This is a genomic window from Chitinophaga sp. (assembly GCF_036569185.1).
Classification (GTDB): domain Bacteria; phylum Bacteroidota; class Bacteroidia; order Chitinophagales; family Chitinophagaceae; genus Chitinophaga.
Window position 1 is genome coordinate 1 of record NZ_DATCRD010000391.1, and the last position, 18,778, is coordinate 18,778.

The 18,778-nt window shown below is 47.8% G+C and carries 18 protein-coding genes; 12 read left to right on the forward strand and 6 right to left on the reverse strand.

The genetic code is table 11. The annotated features are described in order from the left end of the window. From VIM72_RS29555 to VIM72_RS29580, 6 genes are all read left to right on the forward strand, one after another. The coding region (locus VIM72_RS29555) for a DNA glycosylase AlkZ-like family protein (protein WP_332006404.1) at nucleotides 1–442 on the forward strand (442 nt) is incomplete at its 5' end. Beyond that, nucleotides 436–1,221, forward strand: a complete 786-nt coding sequence (locus tag VIM72_RS29560; RefSeq protein WP_332006405.1) for an AraC family transcriptional regulator — start codon at nucleotides 436–438, stop codon at nucleotides 1,219–1,221. The genes VIM72_RS29555 and VIM72_RS29560, both read left to right, overlap by 7 nt. Before the next feature lie 65 nt (nucleotides 1,222–1,286). Next, nucleotides 1,287–2,006, forward strand: a complete 720-nt coding sequence (locus tag VIM72_RS29565; protein WP_332006406.1) for a hypothetical protein — start codon at nucleotides 1,287–1,289, stop codon at nucleotides 2,004–2,006. A 177-nt stretch (nucleotides 2,007–2,183) separates the two neighbouring features. After that, entirely contained in the window at nucleotides 2,184–4,325 is a 2,142-nt protein-coding gene (locus VIM72_RS29570) for a PQQ-binding-like beta-propeller repeat protein (protein ID WP_332006407.1), read from the forward strand. Between the two features lie 31 nt (nucleotides 4,326–4,356). Then, nucleotides 4,357–5,271, forward strand: coding sequence for a TIM barrel protein (locus VIM72_RS29575; RefSeq protein ID WP_332006408.1), 915 nt, complete (start codon nucleotides 4,357–4,359; stop codon nucleotides 5,269–5,271). A 23-nt stretch (nucleotides 5,272–5,294) separates the two neighbouring features. Then, nucleotides 5,295–7,070, forward strand: a complete 1,776-nt coding sequence (locus tag VIM72_RS29580; protein WP_332006409.1) for an SGNH/GDSL hydrolase family protein — start codon at nucleotides 5,295–5,297, stop codon at nucleotides 7,068–7,070. Between the two features lie 195 nt (nucleotides 7,071–7,265). Here the strand turns inward: VIM72_RS29580 and VIM72_RS29585 are convergent, their stop codons facing one another. Genes VIM72_RS29585 through VIM72_RS29605 form a run of 5 tightly spaced genes read right to left on the reverse strand, consistent with a single transcriptional unit; the run spans nucleotide 7,266 to nucleotide 11,531 of the window. Further along, nucleotides 7,266–8,030: a LytTR family DNA-binding domain-containing protein gene (locus tag VIM72_RS29585; RefSeq protein WP_332006410.1), complete on the reverse strand. Its 765-nt coding sequence runs from the start codon at nucleotides 8,028–8,030 to the stop codon at nucleotides 7,266–7,268. Continuing rightward, nucleotides 8,027–9,103 (reverse strand): sensor histidine kinase, encoded by a 1,077-nt coding sequence (locus VIM72_RS29590; protein WP_332006411.1) that lies wholly within the window; start codon nucleotides 9,101–9,103, stop codon nucleotides 8,027–8,029. Before VIM72_RS29590 ends, VIM72_RS29585 begins: the two co-directional genes overlap by 4 nt. Before the next feature lie 18 nt (nucleotides 9,104–9,121). Next, on the reverse strand, nucleotides 9,122–10,096 hold the full coding sequence (locus VIM72_RS29595; protein WP_332006412.1) for an NAD-dependent epimerase/dehydratase family protein: 975 nt from the start codon (nucleotides 10,094–10,096) through the stop codon (nucleotides 9,122–9,124). A gap of 9 nt (nucleotides 10,097–10,105) precedes the next feature. Continuing rightward, complete coding sequence (locus VIM72_RS29600; protein ID WP_332006413.1) at nucleotides 10,106–10,909, reverse strand: SDR family NAD(P)-dependent oxidoreductase; 804 nt, start codon at nucleotides 10,907–10,909, stop codon at nucleotides 10,106–10,108. Next, the gene (locus tag VIM72_RS29605; RefSeq protein WP_332006414.1) at nucleotides 10,896–11,531 is read right to left on the reverse strand and encodes an START domain-containing protein; all 636 of its coding nucleotides are present in this window, start codon (nucleotides 11,529–11,531) and stop codon (nucleotides 10,896–10,898) included. Before VIM72_RS29605 ends, VIM72_RS29600 begins: the two co-directional genes overlap by 14 nt. A 220-nt stretch (nucleotides 11,532–11,751) precedes the next feature. Here VIM72_RS29605 and VIM72_RS29610 point away from each other — a divergent pair, with 220 nt between their 5' ends. The 5 genes from VIM72_RS29610 to VIM72_RS29630 all read left to right on the forward strand — a co-directional run bounded on the left by VIM72_RS29610 (nucleotide 11,752) and on the right by VIM72_RS29630 (nucleotide 15,883). Beyond that, complete coding sequence (locus VIM72_RS29610; protein WP_332006415.1) at nucleotides 11,752–13,350, forward strand: beta-N-acetylhexosaminidase; 1,599 nt, start codon at nucleotides 11,752–11,754, stop codon at nucleotides 13,348–13,350. Between the two features lie 78 nt (nucleotides 13,351–13,428). Then, nucleotides 13,429–13,923 carry a DUF1772 domain-containing protein gene (locus tag VIM72_RS29615; protein WP_332006416.1) on the forward strand — a complete coding sequence of 165 codons (495 nt, stop codon included), beginning with the start codon at nucleotides 13,429–13,431 and terminating at the stop codon, nucleotides 13,921–13,923. 24 nt (nucleotides 13,924–13,947) lie between these two features. After that, entirely contained in the window at nucleotides 13,948–14,742 is a 795-nt protein-coding gene (locus VIM72_RS29620; RefSeq protein ID WP_332006417.1) for a helix-turn-helix transcriptional regulator, read from the forward strand. Between the two features lie 84 nt (nucleotides 14,743–14,826). Next, complete coding sequence (locus tag VIM72_RS29625; protein WP_332006418.1) at nucleotides 14,827–15,198, forward strand: VOC family protein; 372 nt, start codon at nucleotides 14,827–14,829, stop codon at nucleotides 15,196–15,198. Nucleotides 15,199–15,283: 85 nt separating this feature from the next. Beyond that, nucleotides 15,284–15,883 (forward strand): DNA alkylation repair protein, encoded by a 600-nt coding sequence (locus VIM72_RS29630; RefSeq protein ID WP_332006419.1) that lies wholly within the window; start codon nucleotides 15,284–15,286, stop codon nucleotides 15,881–15,883. 201 nt (nucleotides 15,884–16,084) lie between these two features. Here the strand turns inward: VIM72_RS29630 and VIM72_RS29635 are convergent, their stop codons facing one another. Continuing rightward, entirely contained in the window at nucleotides 16,085–17,314 is a 1,230-nt protein-coding gene (locus tag VIM72_RS29635; RefSeq protein WP_332006420.1) for a thioredoxin family protein, read from the reverse strand. 367 nt (nucleotides 17,315–17,681) lie between these two features. Here VIM72_RS29635 and VIM72_RS29640 point away from each other — a divergent pair, with 367 nt between their 5' ends. Next, on the forward strand, nucleotides 17,682–18,608 hold the full coding sequence (locus VIM72_RS29640; RefSeq protein ID WP_332006421.1) for an AraC family transcriptional regulator: 927 nt from the start codon (nucleotides 17,682–17,684) through the stop codon (nucleotides 18,606–18,608). The last annotated feature ends 170 nt before the right edge of the window (nucleotides 18,609–18,778 follow it).

Genomic DNA, 18,778 nt, shown 5'->3' on the forward strand with positions numbered 1-18,778 from the left:
ACTGAACTCCGCCCAGCTCTATATGTTACCAACCTACAAAAATAAAAAAATAAAGCTGAGTGAAGACGCCTTTGTCCTTTCTCCTTTCGATGTATTCAATGTTTTCAGGCATCGTTTGAAGGACTTTTTCAATTTCGACTACCAGATAGAATGTTTTGTTCCCCAGGCAAAAAGGATATACGGATACTTTTCATTGCCTGTACTGGTAGGCGATACCTTTGTTGCCAGGATGGATTCAAAAGCAGACCGCAAACATGGTATACTAACCATCCACAACCTTCATTTTGAACCGCTGAAACTAACTCAGCCTGCCATCAGCAAAGTTACAGACGCTATTAAAACATTCGCCAGGTTTAATCGATGCCGGGAAGTTGATATTAAAAGATCAAATAATAAACAGGTCCTTAAAGCCATAAAAGGCGGACTGCAAACAATATGGTAAACTTAAAAACGGTCACATATGAAACTGCACTTCCATGCAACCTGTTGCACGGTTTTGTGAGCCATTTCTGGTGCAGCTATTGGCGTCACGGAGTGCAGAACTACTTCTGCTATTATTCAACGGCAAATACAAATGCTGAATTAGCATTCGCTTTCAGCCCTAAAAATGCCAGCCGGAGCAACAACGTATTCGCCTCCTTCCTGGGCCATACTGAAAATCACGCCCGTATAGAAACAGGCGGCTTTTCCGAAATGTTCGGGGTATCTATACATGCCCACGCCATCCCCTTTTTCTTCGGTGTTCCCGCCCTGCAGTTATCAGATCAGCTGTTGGACATGAAAGAGTTGCTCCACCGCGAGGCAGCAGTGCTGATAGATCAATTAGCTCGTGGCACTGGTTTCGCTGACCGGGTCAAAATCATGTCACAATACCTGCTATCCCGCATGAATACGGCTTCCAACCAGGATCTCCTCATGTTGAACGCTATAAAAAGGATCAGAGAAATGAGGGGCAATGTTGATGTCCGAAGTCTGGCAAATGAGTTTTCATTATCTCAAAAACAGTTTGAGCGCAGATTTAAGGAATTTTCCAGTTTCAACCCAAAACTGTATTCAAGGATCATCCGGTTTGAATCCTCTTTATCAGCCAGCCCCCGTTATAATAGCTATACCAGCCTGGCACTTGAACACGGCTATTACGATCAGGCACATTTCATCAACGAATTCAGGAAATTTTCAGGTTTTTCCCCCCGTAAATACAGCTCGCTCACCTCTTATTGAAAATGTCTGTTTTTTCCAATTTCAACAGCATTGGAACGGCTACTTTTGTTTTCTAAAAAAAACGAATGAAAGCAGGTGAAAATAAAGTTGAATATCAGGAAAAGGTCATTCCCATCATGGGATGCCCTGATATCAGGGCACAGGTTGATTTTTATAAGGCGCTGGGGTTTGAAGTATTGGGCCTATACACCTCTCCAAATCCGTACGCCGCCCTCAAATGGCAGAGTATTGAGCTGCATTTCTATGGCAGCCGCAAAATTGTTCCTTCAGAGAATCCAGCAATCTGTTTCCTGCTGGTAAAAGATGTTGACCAGGTAAACCGGTCATTTACCGAAGCATTAAAAAACCGCTATGGCAAAATCCCCAGGTCCGGCTTTCCTAAAATCACCAAAGTCCGCGACCTGTCTGGCGACCGCCGCTTTACTTTAACCGATACAGGAGGAAATACCCTTTACATAGGCATGCCCGCCACCGAAGAAGACAAGTTTTTCCGGAAGCTGGATAACCAGGAATACACCAAACCTTTTGAGGTGTTATATGATATCCTGTATTCCAGGGAGGATCCGGAGCTGGCCAATAATATGCTTCCAAAATACTCCGCTATGGCCGGCAACCTGGCAGGTCTGGATAAAGCAAAATATCTGCTGGTATTGGCAGATATTCAAAAACAATTGGACAGGAACATAGAAGATGCGGAACTTCATCAACTGATCGCTGATAATAGTGAAAATAGCGGGGATTGGAAAAAGATACAAAAAAGGTTCCTGGAGATATTGGACCAATAGGAGTAATAGAAAGCTGTGCAACCCCGAAATGCCTTTCGCAGGCAATCTGCTCCAGCATTCATCAGATAGCTTTCATTAGTGTTCTTCTAAAATGAAGCAAAAATATTTTTAACAAGCGCTTAAAAAAGAATTTTAAAAAGTATATTTTTAAAGGAACAGAAAACCAGTTCCTTTACGATGTTTTCGAAATACAGCTACGGGTTGATAGTTTCCACGTTATTACTATCCTGCAAAGCAAAGAACACTGCCCACCGCAGCTGGCAGGTGTATGGCGGCAGTAAGGAAAACATTCACTACAGCGCCTTAACGCAGCTGGACACCGGCAATGTGGCGCAATTGAAAGTAGCCTGGGAGTACCACACCCATGATTCGGCCGACCGTACCCAGATCCAGGTAAACCCCATCGTAGTGGGAGAGCGGCTTTATGGCGTTTCACCACAGCTGAAATTATTTGCCTTGCATGCAGCCACCGGTAAGCCCTATTGGGTATTTGACCCGGTAAAAACCAGCGATAAGAATACTTTCCAGTTTAATCCCTGCAGGGGCGTTACCTGGTATGAAAATGAGCATAAAGAACAACGCCTCTTTTATACCGCCGGCGGCCGGCTTTACTGCCTAGATGCCCAAAACGGGCAGCCGGTGAAAGCCTTTGGCGATAGCGGATACGTGGACCTTCACCGTGATATGGGCCGCAACATGGACCAGCTGGACATCACTTCCACCACGCCGGGCATCATCTATAAAAACCTGCTCATTATCGGTACCCGCGTAGGAGAGGCTGCCGGCGCCGCTCCCGGCTATATCCGGGCGTATGATGTAAATAATGGCCGGCTGAAATGGATTTTTCATACCATTCCCCAGCCGGGGGAAGATGGCTATGATTCCTGGAATGATAAAGACGCCTGGCAACATACCGGCGGCGCTAATGCCTGGGCAGGGTTTAGCCTGGATGAAGAAAAAGGTATCCTTTACGCCCCGGTAGGATCCGCCACTGATGACTTTTACGGGGGCAAACGCCCTGGCAATAACCTGTTCGCCAATTGCGTGCTGGCGCTGGATGCCGCTACCGGCAAAAGGATCTGGCATTTTCAGACCGTGCATCACGACCTGTGGGACAGGGACCTGCCAACGGCGCCGATGCTGGTTACTGTAAAGAAAGATGGCCGTAAAACAGCAGCCCTGGTGCAGGTGACAAAAACCGGGTTTATTTTCCTGCTGGACCGGTATACCGGTCAGCCTTTATACCCTGTAACGGAAACGCCGGTGCCGGTGGATACTGCGCTGCCCGGTGAATGGGTATCGCCCACACAGCCCGTGCCTTCCTTCTTTCAGCCGTTTGTGCGGCAATCGCTGCAGGAAAAGGACCTGAACACATTGGTGCCGGACTCCTCTTATGCGGATATCCGTGCGCGACTGGCTTCTTATAAAACCGGCCGCTTGTTCCTGCCTCCATCTAAACAAGGCACGGTGATCTTTCCCGGCTTTGATGGGGGCGCTGAATGGGGAGGCCCTGCTGCTGATCCGGAAACGGGCATCCTGTATGTAAATGCCAGTGAAATGCCCTGGGTGCTCACCATGGTAGCTACAAAAAGCCAGCAGCCTACGGTTACGGAAACGCTGCTCCAGGCTGGCAGGCGATTGTACATAGCTAATTGTATGTCGTGCCACGGACCGGAGCGCAAAGGGGGCGGTAATTTTCCATCTCTCTTAAATATCCATACCAAATATACCGCTACCACTTTCACACAACTGGTAAACACCGGCCGCAGGATGATGCCGGCTTTCAAACAACTGGACAGCAGCGAGCAAAAAGCGCTGGCGGTTTTTGTACTGGACCTGAAGGCAAAACAACAGGAACTATTCACTGCGCCGCATAAGAACGTGGATGCATATACGAATTTACCTTATCATACTACCGGGTATAATAAATTTTTAACGAAAGAAGGATACCCGGCAGTAATGCCGCCCTGGGGCACACTGAGCGCCATTGACCTCAACACGGGGAAACTGCTTTGGAAAGATACGCTGGGCGATTATCCCGAACTGAAGGCAAAAGGCATTCACAGCGGCACGGAAAATTACGGCGGACCGGTAGTGACCGCTGGTGGCCTGCTGTTCATTGCCGCTACAGCCGACAGCAAATTCAGGGCGTTTAATAAAAGAACAGGACAACTGCTATGGGAAACTGATTTACCTGCCTGCGGTTTTGCCACTCCTGCAGTATATGACGTGGATGGAAAACAGTTTGTGGTAATTGCCTGTGGCGGCGGTAAACTGGGAAAGAAACCGGGAGATGCTTATCTCGCATTTTCACTTTAATATTTATTCAACGTTAAAAATCGCTTTTGCTATGAGTATTTCAAGAAGAAATTTCCTGTTGAAAGGCAGCCTCGCCATTGCCGGCGCCGCACTGTTGCCGGACGGCCTGCTGGCAGCCACTGTACGCAAACCGGTACTGGGTATCCAGCTGTATTCTATCCGCGATGATATGAAGAAAGATCCGTTGGGAAGCCTGAAACAGGTAGCGGCCATGGGTTATAAAAATGTGGAACATGCAGGGTACAGCAAACGGAAATTCTATGGCTACTCTGCCAAAGAGTTCAAAAAACTTCTCGATGACCTGGGATTGCTGATGCCAAGCGGTCATACCGTAATGGGCAAACAGCACTGGGATGCCGCAAAGAACGATTTTACCGACGAATGGAAATATACCGTGGAAGATGCAGCTATTGTAGGTCAGCACTATGTGATCAGCCCATGGCTGGATGAAAGTTTGCGCAAAAACTACGACGACTTCAAAGCCTATATGGACGTATTCAATAAAAGCGGCGCGCTATGTAAAAAGTCGGGGATGAAGTTCGGCTATCATAACCATGATTTTGAATTCAGCCAGCAGCTGAATGGCAAAAAGATCTTCGATCTCATTTTACAGAACACCGATCCTTCCCTGGTAGCGCAACAGCTGGATATAGGCAATATGTACCATGCCGGCGGTATTGCGCTGGATATTATTAAGCAGTACCCTGGCCGTTTTGAGCTGATGCATGTGAAAGATGAAATTAAAACAGACAAGGGGGAAATGGGTGGTAAATACGAAAGCACCGTATTAGGTAAAGGCATCATACCGGTGAAGGAAGTGATTGATCTCGGCAAGAAGTCCGGTGGCACCAAACACTTTATTATTGAACAGGAATCTTACCAGGGACAGGCGCCGCTGGATGCCGTGCGCGACGACCTGGCCGTGATGAAAAAATGGGGATATTAATTTTACAGCACAACGATAATATTATGAAGATGAAAATGATGCCGGTGATGGCGGCGTTACTGTTATCCGTAAGCGGCGGCTTCGCACAAACACCCCGCGCTTTTAAAACATGGACGCCGGCAACAGCCGACAGCGTATATGCACTGGAAGGACAGGGATGGAAAACAGGAATAAAAAATTATTACGACCGCCTGCCGGCAAGATCGGAGAAAGAAGTGCGGCCACCCGTATGGAACCTGTCGAATAACAGTGCAGGGCTTAGCCTGCGCTTCAGAACAGACGCCGATGAAATAGTAGTGAAATACACAGTGACCGGCCCCACCGCCATGCCTCATATGGCTGCCACCGGCGTGAGCGGGGTAGATCTCTACGCCAAAAGCATCGACGGACCATGGATGTGGTGCGCAGGGAAATACAATTTCCGCGATACCATAGAATACCGGTTCTCACGTTTGAAAAGGCATGATCAGCATGTAAAAAATATCGACTATACACTTTACCTGCCATTGTATAACAGCGTAAAGTGGCTCTCCATATCAGTGCCGGAAGAAAGTATGCTGAAACCGTTGCCTGTACGTAAAGTGGCTCCCATTGTGGTATACGGTACCTCCATTGCACAGGGCGCATGCGCATCCAGGCCGGGTATGGCATGGACCAACATCCTCTCCCGGAAACTGGAAACGCCGGTCATTAACCTGGCTTTTTCCGGTAATGGCCGCCTGGAACAGGAAGTGCTGGACCGGGTGGCAGAACTGGATGCCAGCCTGTTTGTACTGGATTGCCTGCCTAACCTTACCCGCGCAGAATATGCCGGTGCAGAGCTGAAAAAACGTATCACCAATGCCGTTACCTTCCTGCAAAAGCAAAAGCCCGGCATTCCCATTTTGCTAACGGAACACGACGGCTATTCAGATGGAGAAATGGACTCCACCCGCAAAGCTTCTTATACGAACGTAAATGTTACCCTGCGGGAAGTAATGGACTCCCTGCTGAAAGCAGGTGTGAAGAATATCAGTATGCTAACAAAAGAGGAAATAGGCCAGGACATAGAAAGCATGGTGGATGGCACGCATCCCAACGATATTGGCATGATGCACTACGCCAACGCTTATGCGAAAAAGATCCGTACCATTCTTCATGAGGAAGGCGGCAATACCGTTACCACTACGCCCATTACCCAACGCCGTGATGCCGCTACGTACGACTGGCAAACCCGGCACGAAGAAGTACTGGCCTGGAACAAAACCCACTCGCCCAAAGTGGTGTTCATGGGTAATTCCATTACGCATTTCTGGGGTGGAAACCCTGTTGCCCAGGTACGCAGGGGCACCAGTTCCTGGGATAAATACTTTGAGCCAAAACAGGCCATCAACCTGGGCTTTGGATGGGACCGGGTAGAGAATGTACTATGGCGTGTACAACATGGTGAGCTGGATGGCATCGCACCCCGCTACATTGTATTAATGATAGGCACCAATAATCTCCAGATCAATACCGATGAGGAAATTGCTTCAGGCATTAAATACCTGCTGCAACAGATCCAGGCCAGGCAACCCGCTGCTCAGATTATCCTGATGGGCATCCTGCCCCGCCGCAATATGGAAAGCAGGGTAGCAGCCATCAATAAGCTGATAGCCAGGCAAGCATCCAACAAAAATATCCGATTCGTAGATGCCGGAAAATTATTCCTGCAACCCAACGCCAAAATTAATGAGCAGCTCTTTACGGATGGCCTGCATCCTAATGAAACAGGGTATGAGAAATTAGGCGCGTTGATCAATGGCTACCTCCGGATGTAAACGCGGATGTTGTCTGACTCAGGATTATGATGATTTAACTGATTAGCTGGATCTGACTTTTTGGATTTTAAAGGATTCGGGGAGATAAAAGCGGATATATTTTCGCTCTTATCTCCCCGAATCCTTTAAAAATCACACATGATCAAATCAAATTAATCAGTTAAATCATCATAATCCTGAGTCAGACAAACTCCGCTAGGAGGTTTCGCTTTTCCCTTCGAGCCAGTTTTTGAATTCAGTAACCCTTTCACGGCTAATAATAACATCAGTATCAACATCGGGCGCTAATTGAAGAATAAGTCTGCTATTGTAGTAAGTGGTGATCTTTTTGATGGCGTCTATCTGGATAATGAACTGCCGGTTAATACGGAAAAACTGGTGTTTATCCAGCAGCTGTTCGATCTGGTCCAGTGAATAATCCAGTGGTACGCGCTGGTTGGTAACGGTAGTAGCCCAGGTGGTGCCCCTGGCGAATTGCAGCCAGGCAATATCTTTGGCTTTTACGTATACCAGCTGGTTGTTGATCCTGCCAATGAAACGGGCGCTGTCGCGGCGCAGGAACTCTTCTGCAATACGGCCGATGTCTACCGTATAATTATTGGCGGGCCTGAATTGTTCGTACTTTTTTAAGGCATTCTTCAGATCGTCGAGGTCGATAGGTTTCAGCAGGTAATCGATGCTGTTCACTTTGAATGCCTGTAAAGCGAAGCCGTCGTATGCGGTAGTGAAGATGATGGGCGTGCGCACTTTTGTTTTGCTGAATATTTCAAAGCAGTTGCCGTCCGACAATTGTATATCCATCAGCATGAGGTCTACCGGCTGCTGCTGTTCCAGCCAGCGGATCCCTTCTGCCACGGAAGCTATCACAGCTACCACCTGTATGGCTGCATCACATTTTTGCAGCAGCTGGATCAGCCGTTCGGCATTATGCATCTCATCTTCAAAAATAACTATTCTCATGAGGCATTGATAATGGGTAATTTTACAATAAACATGTTTTCTGTTTCGCTGATCTCTATATTGCTGTTGCTGATCAGCGCATATCTTTTCTGGATATTTTCCAACCCTATCCCGGAGGATATTTCCGGGTGTACTTTAGGTCTTCTGTGATTGGATACCACCAGGAAATGATCGTCTGCTTTAATGGTGATCAGCAACGGGTCCTGCGCAGAGAACCGGTTATGCTTGATCGCGTTTTCTATCAGCATCTGCAGGGTTACCGGTGGTATCATGCCTTTGAGCCGGATCTTTTCCGGGATGTCGGCCCTGAATTGTATGCTTTGCTGGTGGCGGATATGGATCAGGAACAGGTAAGCGTCCAGGAAGTCCAGTTCTGTTTGCACCGGTACCAGGTTTTCAAATTTCTTATCGAGTATGTAGCGGTATGTTTTGGCAAGCTGGGTAATATAGTCAGCGGAAAGATCCGGGCTTTTATATACCAGGTTGGTGAGCACACTGAGGGAGTTAAAAAAGAAATGCGGATCTATCTGGTTGCGCAGCGCATCATATCTTGCCTGGATGTTTTCCCGCATCAGCCGTTCCGTTTGCAGCTGGTATTCTTTCCAGCCGGAATAATAAAAGATGATGCCATTGAAGGTTAAGATCAGCAGGTAAAACATAAACGTACCGAAGTTCAGGTCGTAGCTGAAATGCCTGAAACTTTCCCATGCTTCGTAGCGGTTAAACAGCAGGATGTCGGTCACCGAATAGAAGAGGCCAAAAAGATAAGCCACCAGTATGCCATACACCAGGAGCGCGGCGCAGAGGAACACCAGTTTGCCGGAGGTGTGTTTGTTCATTGTTTTCCTTTCCACGGTGCGGGCCAGCCAGGAGGCGCCTTCCCAGGCTGCCAGGCCAAACAGCACATAGAACAGGCTGAACATCTGGCTCCTGAAATCCGTGATCTGCAATCCTGTAGTGAAGGTATGGTCAAAGGATTTGAAGATGACACTGAATGTATATAGTATCAGTATCCTTGAGAGATACAGGAACAGTTTGCTGGAGAACAATTTTTCATTTTCCTGGAAGTTCATCTGTTGTTTTGTCTGTTACTAAATGTAGTTATTTTCTTTAAACCAGGTAAATGCTCCCGTAACGGCGGCTTCCACCGGCGTGTAGCTGAGTTGCAGCTCCCGTTCTGATTTTTTGCCGGAATAGTAGTTATCCAGGCACATCATATAGGCGGTGGTATAATTTATTTTCCCGGAGATGCCTGGCAGGGAACCAATGATACCAGCCGCTTTCAGGAGAAAGGCAGGGATGGGGATCAGCAGCTGCCGTTTGCCGGAAACTTTTTTCAGCAGCCGGAAAAACTCGGCATAGCTGAGGTTCTGGCCGGCCAGGAGATAGCAATCGCCTGTTTTACCTTTTTCAATGGCATTGATGATGCCCCGGCATACATCTTTGATGTGCACAAAGTTTTTGCCCCCGGGTGGATAGAACAGCAGCCGGCGTTTTAGCCCGTAGAGGATCAGTTTCCCGGAGCTGGGCTTTACATCATGCGGGCCTATCATAAAGGTGGGGTTCACTACAATGGCCGGAAGCTGTTTGCTGGCCACCTGTTCCAGCACATACTGCTGCGCGAGGTATTTACTGTTGATATAACCGGAGTTGGCATTGAACAGCGTAAACCCGTTCAGCTCATTGCCCGGGCTGTTTTTATCGCCGGGACCAATGGTGTTGGCAGTGCTCACGTAAATAAATTTCTGCACCTTATGCGCCAGGCAGGCCGCTGTAATATATTTGGTAGCGGTGAAATTGGCCTGTTCATATTCAGCAAAGGAAACGCCCCACTGTTCTGTAATGCAGGCGGCGTGTATCACGGTATCACAACCTTTCACGGCTTCATGTACATCGTTGTTATTACTGATGCTCCCGTAAAAGATCTCACAGGGAATGTCTTCGATGCCTTTCACATCGGCCGAAGGCCTGATTAAAATTTTTATATCAAACCCCATGCGGTAAAGTTCCCTTGTTAAATTAGAGCCCAGGAAGCCATTGGCGCCTGTGATCAATATTTTTTTCATGAATTTTTTTTAGATAGATAAACTATAGGGAATTTCTTTTTTTACTTCCCTGGATACGATCTTCATCCGGAACGACAGCGGCAGCAGCTGCATCAGCACATGATTGATCTTATTCATCAGCCCGGGGATGATCACCGGGTGCCCTGCCAGTGTGCCTTTCAGGGCAATGCCGGCAAGGTGGGGCGTAGACAGCAATCCCATTTTCCCTTTGAGCCCCTGGCTGATAATGCGCCGGGAAGTATGGGAGTTGGTCATGATAGGCCCGGGATATACCACGCTTACAGACAGGCCCCTGTCGGCCAGTTCTTCCCTTAACCCGAGGAAGAATGAAGAGATAAATGCCTTTGAAGCGGGGTACACCGTTTTATAGGCAATGGGTGTGAAAGCCGCCATGCTGGCGATGTTCATGATATAGCTCTGCGGATGTTTCAGCAAGTGCGGTATCAGCAGGTGCGTAAGCAATACAGTGCCTCTTACATTGAGCATGATAATATCGTCTATGCGTTCCAGTGAGGTATCCGTAATAGCAGCCGTACCGCCGATGCCGGCATTGTTGATCAGGAAATTAATATCATGATCGCGGGTAATGAGCGGTAATTGTTGCTTCAGCGTGTTACTGTCCGACAGGTCAAATTCAAACACTTTCACGCTTACGCGGTATTCCAGTTCCAGGCTTTCCGCCACCGACTGCAGGCGGCTTCCCGGCAGTGCAATGAGGATGATGTTCATACCTTTCCTGGCGCATTGGATGGCGAATTCTTTGCCCAGCCCGGAGCTGGCCCCGGTGATGAGCGTGTATTTATTGTCCGGCATATGTTTTATTTTCAAGCAGGCTTCTGAATTTAGTCATGGTCCTGAACAGGTTATCGTGAATAATGGGATCGGATACCCAGCGGGGGATCTTTTTGCTGCGGTCGGTGGTTACCATATAGGTGATCCGCAGCTGGCCGTCCGCCAACGGCGCCATGATCCACTTCCCCCGCGTGCCGGTGATCCGTGTTGTTTTATTGTATAACGGGAAGCGGCTATCCGTGATGCTTTCAAACACCACTTCCGCCGCGTCGCCAGGAGTTTCATGATAGCGGTACAGCAGGCAGCAGTCCTGGTCGTCTACCGGCCAGGGAATGTCGTATTTGATATAAGTGATCCAGTGGTTAGGATCCGGCGCAGCGGCCACCCGGTATTCGCTGGCGTTGGTATTCCAATCGCGGCCATGGGCCTGGTCTTTAAAAAGCCCGATCACCGCCGGTACGGCGGATCTTACCAGGAAAACGGCCTTGATCTCCCTTACATTTTCACCACCGGCGCCGGGGATCCACCTTTCATACAATGAAATGGCGTTATCCTGTTTCACCAGTTTAAACTCACTGGTGTCGCCGGATAAGGACCGGAAGAACATCATGCTGCTGATCAGTAAAACAGGTAGGTGTTGCATACATTAATATTTACTGCAAATATGCCAAGGGTATAACGGGCGGCCATCGATTAACTGTTGAATTGTAGGATTAAGGGGTTGACCTGTTATTAAACCGCCGGTATAAATGATAGGAAAATATTTATATATTATTTTATGAAGAAGTACCGGGAATATTTTACTATTTTGGCCGCCGGCTGCGCGGGCAGCCAATGTACCTGTTAAATCATCTTCTTTGAACATGAAAAAATACCTGCTGGCTGTAGCCATTGTGTTTACCATTATACCTGCTGTTGCGCAGCAAAACTGCCCGGTGATCCCTTTACCGGTAAAAGCAGAGAAGGGGAACGGCGCTTTTAAGCTTTCTGCACAATCCACTATCCGCCCGGAAGATACTTCCCTGCTGCCGCTGGCCGCCTGGTTACAGGAAGAGCTGCTGCGCCGCTGTCACATCCATGTGCCGTTACAGCAAAAAAAAGGGAACACAGTGATTGTACTGAAGAAAGCAGCCGGTACTAACGGGGAGGCATATACGCTTAGTGTGAATAAGCAAACAGCTGTTATCTCAGCAGCTGCGAAGGAAGGCATGTTCAATGGCATCGTGAGCCTGCTGCAGCTGGCTGTGGCTGCGCCTGCATCCGGCAATACCCTGCAGCTGCCCTGCTGGAATATTACAGACGCGCCGCAATACGCATGGCGGGGCCTGATGCTGGATGAATCGCGTTACTTTTTTGGTAAAGAGAAGGTGAAGTCTATCCTCGACTGGATGGCTTTTTATAAGCTGAACCGCTTCCACTGGCATCTGACAGATATGCCCGGCTGGCGTTTGGAAATAAAGAAGTATCCGTTGCTTGCCACGGTGGGCGGCATTGGCAATATTGCTGATCCCCAGGCGCCGGCGGCTTATTACACACAGGACGATATCCGCGAGATAGTGGCTTATGCAAAGGCGCGTTGTATTGAAATTATTCCTGAAATAGATATGCCGGGTCATGCAGGGGCGGCCAACAGGGCATACCCGGCATTCGATGGCGGAGGCACGGCCAAATATCCGCAGTTCACCTTTAACCCCGGTAGGGAAGGCACTTATGCTTACCTGGCGGATATACTAACGGAAACGGCTAAACTGTTTCCCGCCGGGCTTATTCATCTCGGTGGCGATGAAGTGACTTTTGGCAACGCCGGCTGGGACCAGGATACCGGCATTATCCGGTTAAAACAGGCCCATGGCCTGGAAACCCGCAAGCAGGTAGAAGACTATTTCATCCAGCGTATGGCCGATACCGTTCTAAGGTTGCATAATAAAGTGATGGCCTGGGATGAAATTGCTACTGCTACCTTGCCGGCCGACAGCACCATCGTTTGCTGGTGGCGTCATGACAAACCGGGGAACCTGGCCATGGCGTTTCAGAAGGGATACTCCGTTGTAATGTGCCCCCGCCTACCGTTTTATTTTGATTTTGTACAGGATAGTTCCCATAAAATAGGCCGCAGGTGGAAAGACGGGGAATTTAATCCCCTGCAATCAGTATATGATTTCTCCGCCGCGGCTGTTCCTGCCGCGAAGGGGTATGAATCCCATATTCTCGGTGTACAGGCCTGTCTGTGGTCGGAAACCATCCATAGCAATAACCGGCTCGATTTCCTGCTTTTTCCCCGCATAGCGGCGCTGGCGGAAACCGCGTGGAGCCAACCTGCAGCGAAAGACTTTAACGGCTTTAAAACCCGTTTAAAAGCGCAATTGCCCCTGTATGTAAAAGATCATATCTATTACTTTGATATTTTCCAGCCGGGCAGGCATGTGGAATCCGGTAAAGCGGCGGGCAACTATATCGATTGATGTCGGTTTTGTTCTATTCCGGGGAAGGAACGGGTGCTAATATTGCAACGGGATCAGGTAAAAATACCCGTTAACAATATGAAAACGATTATACTGGCACTCGCCACCATTACTACTGCCCTTGTGGCGGGCCTTTTCTACGCATTTGCCGTATCGGTCAATATTGCTTTTGCAACACTGCCCGATGCCGCTTATATCAGCGCTACCCAGGCCATTAATGTAGCCATTGTGAACCCCGCTTTCCTGGTAAGTTTCCTGGGAGCGCCGGTATTACTGATCTGGGCGTCGTGGCTGCATGCACGTCCCGCTTTTACCCGTCGCAGCTGGTATATCCTGGCGGCGGCAATCATATTTGTAACCGGCAGTTTCGGGGTAACGGCGCTGGTTAATATTCCTCTTAATGATCAATTGGCCGCTTTTACCATAGAAGGCGCTTCCACTGCGGAGCTGCACCATATGAGGGAAGCCTTTGCCATACCCTGGAATAACTGGCACCTGGTACGTACGTTTGCCGGCATTGTAGCACTGGTATTGATGGTAATGGCCTGCCTGCAACGGGATATTAAAAGCTGAGATGGTTTTTGTATTTTTATAGAGATGTATTACCACACTATTCCACCACCGCCTCATCTTGCACATGTTATCCGGTTCTTCTGGGTGCTGGAGGGAGATACGGGCTATACGCACTATAACATGGCAGACGCCTGTGTGGAAATGCTGTTTCATTACCGCGGTCTTTTTGATGAAATCACCAATGCGGGCAACATCACCCAATCCTATACCTCCGGTATCCACGGGCCTTCACATACCTTGCGCAGGTACACTATTGAAGAAGGGTTCAGTATTTTTGGCGTGTACTTTTATCCCCAGGCTATTCCGCTGTTGTTGGGCATATCCGCCGCAGAAATGGCGAATAATACCGCTGAGCTGAAGGATCTGCTGAAAGGGGAGGGCCGCCTGCTTGAAGAAAGGATCATGCTGGCAAAAAATAACCAGGACCGTTGCGCTATCCTCTGCCGTTTTACAGAAGAGCGCCTGGCCGCCAGCCGGGTGGCTAACCTGCCGGTTTTCGCCGCTATAAGAGATATCATTCATCACAAGCCTTCACTGAATATACAGTCGCTTTCACAGGCATACTATTTGTCGCAACGGCAGTTTGAGCGCCAGTTCAAACAGTATGCAGGATTATCGCCCAAACTGTTTTCACGGATCGTCCGTTTCCAGTCGGCCACCGCCTTTTATAACCGGCCGGTGGCGAGCCTGGGAAGCCTGGCGCTGGAATGCGGGTATTATGACCAGTCGCATTTTATCAGCGATTTCCGCGAGTTTTCGGGCATGCATCCAAAACAGTATTTCTCCGGCCGCTCAGGGGCTACTGATTGGCGCGACTAACAAGAATGTCGCGTTTTTCCAATTTTAGCAGGGGATACTGTTGCAATTTTGTGCAAGAGACATTTAACCTTAAAACAAGTTTTTATGAAATTACCAGCAGGACATCAACAGGTAATGCCGTATCTGATCCTGAAACATGCAGAAGGCTTTTTTGATTTTACCGCCAGAGTATTTGGTGCAAAGGAACATCACCGCAGCTACAAAGACGGCAACAAGGAACTGATGCATGGAGAAATCAGTATAGGCGGCAGTATCATTATGTTTGGCCAGTCGAGCGCAGATTGGGGCACTGATAACGCAGGGTTGTTTATTTATGTAGACGATGCGGATGCCACCTTTAAAAAGGCCCTGGAAGAAGGCGCCACCGAAGTAATGCCGGTAACGGATCAATCGTACGGAAGATCCGGTGGTGTGAAAGATCCGTTTGGAAATACCTGGTGGATCACATCAGTGTGAAAAAGACAATAACTTTTAGATGATGAGGGCCGGCATATTGCCGGTCCTTTTTTATATTTTGCATAGTAAATCAAATGATCTGTATATGCTTTCCTCACTCATTGCTTCCATTAAAAAAGTGGAGCATGGTTTTAAGCACATCCTGGAAGCAGGAGATCAGTTACTAAAAGACAAAAGCCATGATCCCCTTGAAACAGCTATCAAACTTACAACAGGTGATAGCTACCAGGAACGCATGTTAGGTACGTGGCTGCTGGGGCTTTTGTCGCCCGGCAACAGGAGAGCATTAATCCAGCTGAAAACAAAAGTAGTGAAGGATGAAAACTGGCGGGTGCAGGAAATGCTGGCGAAGGCGTTTGATCATTACTGCAGCATTACAGGGTATGAAAAAGCGCTTCTTGAAATCAGGCGATGGCTGGATGATCCGCAGCCTAACCTGAACAGGGCAGTGGTGGAAGGTTTTCGTATCTGGACCAGCCGCCCCTATTTTAAAGAGCATCCGGAGATAGCCATCAAAATGATCAGCCAACTGAAGTCAAAGGAAAGTGAATACCTGCGTAGATCTGTTGGCAACGCATTGCGCGACATCCGTAAAAAACATGGGGCGCTGGTAGAGGAGGAGCTCAGTACCTGGGACCTGGAGCAGCCGCGGATTGCCTTTGTGTATAAGCTTGTAGCGAAGTGATCGCGGATTTTGTCTTGGAACACTGATTATGATGATTTCGCTGATTACACTGATTTTTATATTTTGAATTTTTTAAAAAAGTTAAGGGAGATAAAAGCAAGTATATCTGCTATATCTCCCTTAGTATTTACCAGATTTTTAAAATAAAATCAGTGTAATCAGCGAAATCATCATAATCAGTGTTCCAAGACAAAATCCGCTCTACTCCCAATATTTCTCACCTTTCTTCATTTTTTCCAGGGTGGTTTCATAGTTTTTCTTCTCGTCGCCGCTGGCTTTGTTCAGGGCTTTTTCTTCCCAGGCGAGGGCATCTTCTTTTTTACCGGCTTTATACAGCAGGTTGGCGTAGGTGTCCATGAATGCAGGCACTTCGTTGTCTTTGAAAGAGCGCTTGCTCCATTCCAGGGCCTGCTCTATGCACTGCATATCGTTGCATTTTTCGAAGATGGTCCAGGCGTATTCGTTGAGCGACTGCGGATCTGCTTTGTGGCCATATTTTTTCATATAGGCTACAATGTTAGCTACTGCATTGTCTGCATCTTTTACATAGCTGAAGTACTGCACTTTGGTTTTCAGGATCAGCTCTTCCGCGAAAGAAGGATATTTCTTTGTCAGGTTGCTTTCAAGCGCCGCCCAGTCGGGTTTGCTGCCATCCTGCTTCATCAGCTGCGGGTATACTTCTTCCTGTGCTACAATGCCCATTACTTTTGCTTCCGCTTTGCCCGGCCCCAGCACTTTATCTACTTTAGCCGCATTATGCAGGAACATATCAAAACCAGGATCTTTACTGCTGCTGGTGAATTTGGCAATGAAGTCCAGGTTTACCGGAGAGTACAGGTCTTTCTGCTTGCTGATATATTCTTTTGAAATGAGCGAGGCATTTGCCTGGTCGTATTTGCTCAGTGCCAGGAGTGCCATCTGGCGAAGGAAAGCAGTGTCTTTTTTCCCTTTTTGGTAGAGATCCAGCTGTGTGTAATACTGTGTAGCCGGGTTGAGAGAGGCAGCGCATCTTTCAATGAACTGGTCTGCTTCAGCGCCACCCACCTGGCGGTCTACGATATGACCATCAGGGGCAAACACCAGGAAGGTAGGATAGGCGCGGATAGCATAATCCTTTTCAATCTGTTTGGCGGCTGCATACCAGCTTTTCACTTCTTCATTGTCTTTGTCTGTTTGATCCATCTGCACTTTTACGTTGATGAATTTCTCATTCATAAAGCTGCCTACTTTTTCCTGGGGGAAAATATTGGCCGACATAAATTTACAGGGACCGCACCAGGTGGTGAAGCAGTCTACGAAAATGTACTTGTTTTCAGCTTTGGCCTTGGCCTGTACATCGGCCCAGCTGCTACCATGCTCGAAATGCATGCCTTTGTCCTGTGCTACAGCCAGCAGGGGCAACAGGAAGGCCAGGAGGAATAGTTTTTTCATAATGTTGTTTGTTGGTTTTGATTAGTAGCCGCTAATTTAACGTAGTTCCGGAACAAAACGGGTGGCGGGAGTAATTAATTTGACAGGATAAGTTGGCGGGCTTTTCATGGCACGGTTGACGCCGGCATAAGTGGGTCTGTTGGGCGGCTTACAAAAGGCATCGGGGAAACGGCGGGCCTTTCTGTGTAAGATGAACTATACTGGTGGATGTGATTTGAAAGAAAGGATGGTTTCCGTTTATGCGGAACCAATATGATAAAGATTTGGCACTTCCGTGCAGAATTTCGTATTTATCTTTAGCACATTCGTACCTGATTTTCAGAGTTCGGTTAATTATACTAACTTGTTGTAGCTAAAAACATTAGCCATGCCGGTAAAACATTTTGTACAGCCGATAGACCTCACACACCCCAAACAGTTGCAACGCCTGGTCGAGAACAGGCGGGTGTATAACCTGAATAACTGTGAGTTGAATATATTCGAAAGTTATCAGCAGGATTACCGCGTACCGCTTACTTTTGGCGATTTTGTGATTACCAGTATGATGAGGGGCAAAAAGATCATGCATCTTTTTGATAAACCTTCCTTTGAGTACCGGCCGGGAGAAACGGTGATCCTGCCGGCCAACGAAACCATCATCATTGATTTCCCGGAAGCTACCATAGATAACCCTACCCAATGCATAGCCTTCTCCGTGGATGAAGGGTATATCCGCAGTACCCTGCAATATCTCAATGAATATTATAACAACGAGTATACCGATCAGAACAACTGGCGCCTGCAATTTAACAGGAACCACTTCAATAATGATACAGACCTCACAGAACTGATCAATAAGCTGGTACGTATCTGCAGCAGTACAGACCTTTCCAGGGATATTTATGCAGATCTGGGTATGAAGGAACTGTTGATCCGTATTTTGCAGAACCAGCACCTGCAGCTGATTGCAGACGAAAAAGATACCAACAGCAACAACAGCAGGTTGCATTTTGTGCTGCATTATATCAATGAACATCTCACAGAAAACATCTCCGTAGATACCCTTTGCCGCAAGGCCTACCTGAGCCGCAATATATTTTTCAAGTGGTTTAAAGACCAGTTCGGGATTACTCCCCTCCAGTATATTAACCGCGAAAGGCTAAAACTGGCCAAACAACTGCTGGCCGACAAAAATAACAGCGTGGGCCAGGTTAGCGCCCTTTGCGGATTTAATGATACTAATTACTTCATCCGCCTGTTCCGTAACGCAGAAGGAATTACACCGGGCACGTATCAGCTCATTTGCTCGCAGTAGTGCGCCTTCGGCGCTTTTTGTCTGACTCAGGATTAAACTGATTATAATGATTACCTGGATTGGATCATTGAGCTTTAGAAGATTTTTGGAAGATATCAGTGGAAGACATTCGCTCATATCTTCCCGAATCCTTTAAAATCCAAAATATCAAATCCAGGTAATCATTATAA